This is a genomic window from Mucilaginibacter sp. (assembly GCF_036383575.1).
Classification (GTDB): domain Bacteria; phylum Bacteroidota; class Bacteroidia; order Sphingobacteriales; family Sphingobacteriaceae; genus Mucilaginibacter.
Map to the genome: position 1 here is coordinate 1 of NZ_DASVOB010000791.1, position 7,059 is coordinate 7,059.

General features: G+C 44.3%; 5 protein-coding genes. 2 read left to right on the forward strand and 3 right to left on the reverse strand.

Annotated elements, in window-relative coordinates; all coding sequences use genetic code 11:
- The 3 genes from VF500_RS28100 to VF500_RS28110 all read right to left on the reverse strand — a co-directional run.
- On the reverse strand, positions 1–1,285 hold a 1,285-nt coding region (locus VF500_RS28100), incomplete at its 3' end, for a helix-turn-helix domain-containing protein (protein ID WP_330862832.1).
- A 151-nt stretch (positions 1,286–1,436) separates the two neighbouring features.
- The gene (locus VF500_RS28105) at positions 1,437–2,129 is read right to left on the reverse strand and encodes a LytTR family DNA-binding domain-containing protein (protein ID WP_330862833.1); all 693 of its coding nucleotides are present in this window, start codon (positions 2,127–2,129) and stop codon (positions 1,437–1,439) included.
- The gene (locus tag VF500_RS28110; protein ID WP_330862834.1) at positions 2,126–3,274 is read right to left on the reverse strand and encodes a sensor histidine kinase; all 1,149 of its coding nucleotides are present in this window, start codon (positions 3,272–3,274) and stop codon (positions 2,126–2,128) included. The genes VF500_RS28105 and VF500_RS28110 overlap by 4 nt, the downstream gene beginning before the upstream one ends.
- Before the next feature lie 233 nt (positions 3,275–3,507).
- On the opposite strand from VF500_RS28110, the gene VF500_RS28115 reads away from it, so the two are divergent.
- Both VF500_RS28115 and VF500_RS28120 read left to right on the forward strand, forming a co-directional pair.
- Positions 3,508–4,434, forward strand: coding sequence for a GLPGLI family protein (locus tag VF500_RS28115; protein ID WP_330862835.1), 927 nt, complete (start codon positions 3,508–3,510; stop codon positions 4,432–4,434).
- A partial coding sequence (locus tag VF500_RS28120) for a carboxypeptidase regulatory-like domain-containing protein (protein WP_330862836.1) occupies positions 4,431–7,059 on the forward strand: 2,629 nt, incomplete at its 3' end. The genes VF500_RS28115 and VF500_RS28120, both read left to right, overlap by 4 nt.

Below are 7,059 nucleotides of genomic sequence, written 5' to 3' on the forward strand. Positions count from 1 at the left end.
CATAGCTTTTATTGCGCATCAGGTTACGCCAGGCAATTTTGAAGTAATTCTTGAACATAAATTTGCGGTTAGATTTCTCAGCGGTCCACTTTGGAGCCGCTTCCTGGTTCGAAATTACTGTCGCAAAACGGGCGTTGCGCTCCAAATTATAATATGGTCGCTCTTTTTTCAGTTCGGATTTATATTCTGCCGGGCTTTTACCGGTCATCTGTTTAAAAGTACGGTTAAAAGTGGTTTTCGAATTAAAGCCAGATTCAAATGCTATGCCAAGCAGGGTTATGTGATCATAAGCGGGATCCTGCATTTTTCGGCTTACCTCCACTACGCGATATTCATTAATGAAATCACTAAAGCTTTTTTTAAGTACTGTATTAATGATCCTCGATAACTCATTAGGATACAGACTAAGTTTTTCAGCCAACGAGCGTAAATTAAGCTCCGGATCCAGGTAATACAGGTTAGCTTTCAGGACTTTCTTTAGCCAGATGCCCTTATCCTTTAACTCCTGTGGAGGGGCCGTTTTTAAAAACGCAGGTGCAACTGCCGGCAAGCTGACTTCTGGTCTTAAAAAAGCAATAGACGCCGTCCGGATAGTCAGGATCATTAAAAGAAGATACAACGGATAATAGGCATGGATCCCCAACTCATGGTGATAATAAAAATAGTCTGTAGCTGTAAACAACACCCAGAACAGCCACAGAAGACCGAAGCCGGCTAACAAATGATGCAGCCACCTCATCTCATACCTATACCTGTCGCCCTGGTTAAATTTAATGCGCTGATAAAAGTTTTCTATCAGACGGTGAGATAAATACAGGTAGATAATAATGGAAATAAAAGCCATTAAATGCAATGCAGGATTTAGCTGCCGAAAGATCAGCGTTTCATAGGTTGTTGCACCCGTTCTGATACTTTCATTGACTTCCAATAGATGAATGCCCAATTCAAGCAATACCGGAATGAAATGTAGCAGGTCCTTAATCCGGAATTTATATAGAGGGAGGGTCTGTCTAAGTACATAAAAGAAATTCAGGGGGCCAAATGCCAGCAAAAACCGCATCGGCAGCCGGCTCCAATAGGGAATGTAAGTTTCCAGCCGGATATCAATGGCCAAGATCCTGGCTATCCACAAAGCGGCAATGGCCAGCACCACGGCCAAAAATCGGTTTGCCGACCTATTTGTTTTTCTGGCGAACCATAAAAGCGCGGCAAAGCCCATCCCAAGGAAAAAAGCTCCCAAAAAGGCCAGATCGTAGAAGCTAATATGGAAAGTATACGTTTTCAATTAGTATGCGTGGCTCAATCCATGTTCCAAATTCACAACATGCTGATATATAAAATATTACCTACCTATCCATATAGATATTGTAACAAAACCGAACATTTAGCTGTCCGGTTTTAGATGAAGCCGCGCGACGGATAAAAAATAGGCCATATCATTTCAACCCCAGTCTATTGCGCAAAAGATCCCGGTAAGTGCTGCCTATCGGGATCTTTTCACCGTTAATAACCAGCTGATGTATTTCGATCATCGTGATATGCTTGATGGCCACCACGTATGATTTGTGCACACGTAAAAAATCCGCCGCCGGCACCAGGTCGAAAATATCTCCCATATTTTCGCGGATCAGGATCTTTCTGTCTTTCAGGTGAACGGTGATATAGTTACCATCCTTTTCCAGGTATAAAATCTCGCTCACCTTAACCGGGTAAGTTTGCGGTCCGCTTTTAATGAATACGATGGGATCGTCTTCTTTGCTTACACCATTTTTTGAAGGCTGTACACCCGTAGCTTTATTTATCGCTGCAAGAAAGCGCTCAAAAGTGATAGGTTTCAATAAGTAATCGAGGGCGTTCAGGTCATAGCTTTCCACAGCATAATGGCTGTAGGCTGTAGTAAAAATGATCATCGGCCTTGGCGACAGGGTTTGCACCAGCTGCATCCCGCTGATCTCGGGCATATTAATATCCAGGAAAATGAGATCCACCTTTTCACGGTTCAGGAACTCAATCGCCTTCACCGGTTCGCGGAAAGTAGCTTTCAGATCAACCAGGCTGGTTTTGTGGCAATAACGCTCTATTACTTCAAGCGCCTTCGGCTCATCATCAATGGCAATACAGCTTATCATTCCAGGTCAATTTCAAGTTTAACAATATATTTCCCTTCATCTTCACTTATCTGCAGGTTATGCTTGCCCGGGTACAGCAGGTCAAGCCGTCGCTTTACATTTTCGAGCCCGATGCCGCTTTTCTCGTCCTCCATTTTTTTGATAGCACTATATTTCGGGTTAATGCAGGTAAACATCAACCTGTGGGCTGAAAGTACAATGGCTATATTGATATCAGATGTTTGGCCGATAGAAACGCCGTGCTTAAAGGCATTTTCTACAAAAGGAATAAACAACATCGGGGCGATGGCTGCATTTCCGGTTTGTGCAGGGTGGTCAAATAGCACTTTTACTTCATCATCGGCATAACGCAGTTTGTTCAGGGTGATGCAATCTTCCAGGTATGCTATCTCTTTGTTCAGCGGTACACCGTTGGCATTACTGTCATAGATCATATACCTCATCATGCCCGAAAGTTTGGAGATCCCGTCGGCAAGTTCATCATTCCCCTTTTCCTGGGCCATCGAAAACAGGTTATTAAGTGTATTGAACAGGAAATGCGGATTGATCTGCGATTTAAGGAATTTGATCTCGGTACTCAATTGATATGCCTCCAGTTGGTTACGCACCAGTTCATTTCGCGCCCATTCCTTCAAAAAGAAATAGGCTACCGAAAGCCCTACAGTAGTTAAAAAGATGAGCAGCATGGTGAGCTGCATATGTACCCAGTTCTCCATCGCGAAAATTACATTACGGCCATCTATAAGATGAATATTACCACCCCCGTCTGCAGCGAAACCAGGAAGCGGGGGCACGGCAGGAAGGTTATTGCTTAATTTAGATACAACGAAAATATAATTGGCCATGAAAACCAGTATAAACCACCCGGCCGCCATAGCTATGCCCGCAACTAAGTTTTTATAACGGAGCACTTTTTTAAAGATCCAGAATATATTGCCGTAAAACAGCAGGGCCAAAAAAGCAAGTGTAATGCGCGAATACGGAAAAATGGTATCGATCTGGCTCTTTTCCATCACCCTGCCGTTTTGAGTTATCCGTACCCGTACGTTTGAGCCTGTCAACGAGGTAAGGGTATAATACACCCCTATCCAAAATGCCAGGTGGATCAGTATCTCAATGATATGTTTGGCTTTGATACGGCGCATTTGTCAAAGGTATATTAAGCCCGGTTCATTCATAAATAATTGATGTTAATATAATGATTTGGCAGGTAAAAGGGCATTTTTTGAAATCCGGGCTTAAGGCTGTCATCAATTTGTTTTTGGCAGAAGCTCAAATAACAAATATCCATTGTACATCGAAATGAATACGGTGTTCGTAACAAAGTTTTCGGCGGGTTTAAAGCGCAAAGTACTATTGCTTAAAAATATCCGAAATTATGAAAAAGCATTTTTTATTATGTGCAGCCATTTTATCATGCGTTGTAATTGCCCGGGCGCAAAGCCCTGATACCGCTCAATTACTGGTGCACTACAAATTTTCCCATATCAGGGATACTACCAACCGCGAGCACCCTTACACCGAAAACATGATTTTGATTGTAGGCAAAACCGCCGGGGCTTACAAAAGCTATGATAAGCGGTTGCAGGATGCGCTGTTCAAGAAACAGGTGCAGGAACAAATGGCAAACTCGGCCGATGGGCGGGTAAACATCCAGCGGAGAGCCTCTGGTTCAGGTACAGAATATTACCAGTTCCCGAATGGAAAAAAATTGGCGCGAAAAGAACCGCTGCTGTTCAATAGTTATCTCATAACAGATGCTTTGCCCGCTATCGACTGGAAAATAAGCGGCGATACAGCAACGTTTGGTGGTTTGCATTGCCAAAAAGCAACAGCCCATTTCAAGGGAAGGGATTATACAGCATGGTTCAGTCCTGATCTGCCGCTGCATATTGGCCCCTGGAAACTCAATGGCTTGCCGGGAGTAATTGTGGAGGCTTATGATGCTAAAAAAGAAGTTGATTTTAAGTTCGACGGGGTTGAAAAGGCGGTCTTCTCCTCTCAAAAGGACACACAGGCAGCAGGCCCGGCCCCGGATAACCAAGGGAGAATGGTCGTCATGATAGGTATGGACGACCAGGCCGGCGATCCTAACATCATCCAGGTCCCCACTAATGCTATCAAAACTAACGAAAAGGAGTTTGCCAAACTGCAGGAGGCTATGCGCAAAGACCCAAACGCCTTTGCCCAGTCGATGGCTGCAGCACAAGCCGCGAGCCAGGGACGGCCGGCACCAAAAATCGATATCAGGATAGGTCCGCCGCCTGTAATCAATAACCCGATAGAGTTACCTGAAAAGAAATGAGCCGGTTTATAAAATCTGCCTGCTTGTTGGCTATAGCCTTGCTGTTTTCGGCCTTGTGCTTTGGTCAAAGTATCAAGGGGACCGTAAAGGACAGTACCGGTAAAGCCGTGCCTTATACCAGCATTAACCTGAAAAACACTGCTACCAATGGCATCGTTAGCTATACGGTTACAGATATCAAAGGCTCTTATACTTTGCCACTCCCGGCTAACACGCCGGTGAGCGGCCTAATGATCGAGGTGCGTTGCATAGGCTATAAAAACCAGAGCAAAAGCATTACGAATTTACAGGCCCCTGTCGATTTTATTTTATCGGTTTCTATCAACCAATTACAGGCGGTAGTGATCAAAAGCAGCCGGCCGGTACTGCGGACAAACGGCGATACCTTGAGCTATAAAGTATCGGATTTTAGCAGCATACAGGACAGGGTGATCGGCGATGTGATCAAGAAGCTACCAGGTATAACCGTTGCCTCCGATGGCAGGATCAGCTATAACAATAAACCCATCTCCAACCTGTACATCGGTGGCGATAACCTACTGGATGATAAATACAATATCGCTACAAGCACCATTCCGCAGGGCGTGGTTGACCAGGTGCAGGTGATCGAAAATCATCAGCCTGTTAAGGTACTCCAGAATAAAGTAATGAGCGATGATGTGGCCCTCAATCTCAGCTTCAAGAAAGGCGCCAAATTACAGATGGTTGGGCAGGAGAGCGTCGGCGCTGGTTTGCCGGGCAATTATGATGTGGATTTGAATGCCATGATGTTTAAGGATAAATACAAGGCCATTAATTATCTCAAAGGCAATAACACGGGTAACGATCTCCAGGAGGACCTGGTATCGCACAATTTCGCCGATTATATGCAGCGGATAGACAACGATGTGCCTGCCACTATGCTGTCACTTGGTTCCGTGAATGATCCGGCCTTATCGCGCGACCGGTATTTGTTCAACCGCTCAGGCATCCTCAACCTCAATAACCTGGTCAACTTTAAAAAGAACGTGCAGATGAAGATCAACGTCTATTATCTGCACGATACGCGTAGGCAGGATTATAGCCAAAACACCACTATTTTTTTGCCTGGCGACACAGTACGCTATAATGAAACACAACGTAACCGCTTCCGTCCGGATATATGGCATACCCAATTTACGCTGAACGTTAACCAGGATAAATATTACCTGAATGATGTACTGCTGATGGATAATAACCGGTCGACCAATTACTCCAACCTGAACACCAATGGCACTATGGTGAACCAGGTATTCAGGGATAATGCACTAAGTTTTTCCAATGAATTTAACCTGATCAGATCTTTAAGATCGAACAATATTATCCAGGCTTATTCTTATATCAGTCACTCGGCCGAACCGGAGAGCAGGGCAATTGAACCGGATTATAACAATGCGATATTTAATAACGGTATACCCTACGCTCAGTTGGTACAAAATGTGAATGTGCCCACCTGGTTCACCAATAACTATATCTCTTTCAAAATACCTTCAACCCTTATTACCCAGAGTTTCAAAACGGGGTTCAGTGTTCAATCACAAACTTTAACATCTGATCTGAACGTTGCGCAGGCTGATAACACGGTCACCCTCGCATCAGACAGCTCCATCAACCATTTAAACTGGACCAGGAAAAAACTATATGCCGAAGCCGCTTACGACCTGCCGGGCAGTATCCTCAAAGTGAACCTGACCCTACCGTTAAGCTTGCAGCGGATCGACTACTCGGACAGTCTGTATTCCTTGAAAAAAAGTTTAACAAGGTTGTATTTCAACCCGCAGTTAAGAGTAAAATACCAAACCGGGCTCGAGAACTACCTTACCTTCCTTTACAGTTACCGCAACGAAACGGGCACCATAGAGGATATATACCAGGGCTATATCCTGAAAGATTACCGGACACTTTACGCCAATAATGCCAATCTTACCGAGCGGCAAAATCAACTGGCAGCCCTTGGGTTCAATTACCGGAAGGCGTTAACATTGTTTTTTGCCAGTATGAACGTTCTTTATAATCATATCGCTTCCAATAATATTGCTTCGGATGTGATCACCAACAGCCTGCGGCAACGTATTGTGCTGCCATACCCAAACAGTACCGATTCGTGGACGGTGAACGGCACCATCAGCAAATATTCCTTTGCATTAAAAACCACTTTTAGCGGAGGCGTACAATGGCAAAGTAACAAATCGGTGCAGATCCAGAATAATGCGCTGCTGCCTTTCAGTACTACCTCCCAAACACTTAATGCAGGCACCAATACCAAAGTGAACGAGCAGGTCAACTTCAGTTATAAGGCAACCTTTACCCAAATACACACCCATTCGGCAGCGGAAGCCTCGGCTTATCATATTAACCAGCTGCTTCAGCAAGCTTCGTTCAATTATGATCCAACAACCTATTTACAATTCAAACTATCGGGCGAGCATTATTTCACCCGCCAGCAAGGCAATCCCGATCTGAAATACTTTTTTGCTGATGCTGATGCAAAATTCAGAATAGAAAAATGGAAAATAGATCTGGACCTGAGCGCCATCAACTTCATGAATGTAAAAACCTACAACACACTTTACCTATCGGCCAATACATTAACAGCCAGTTCATATA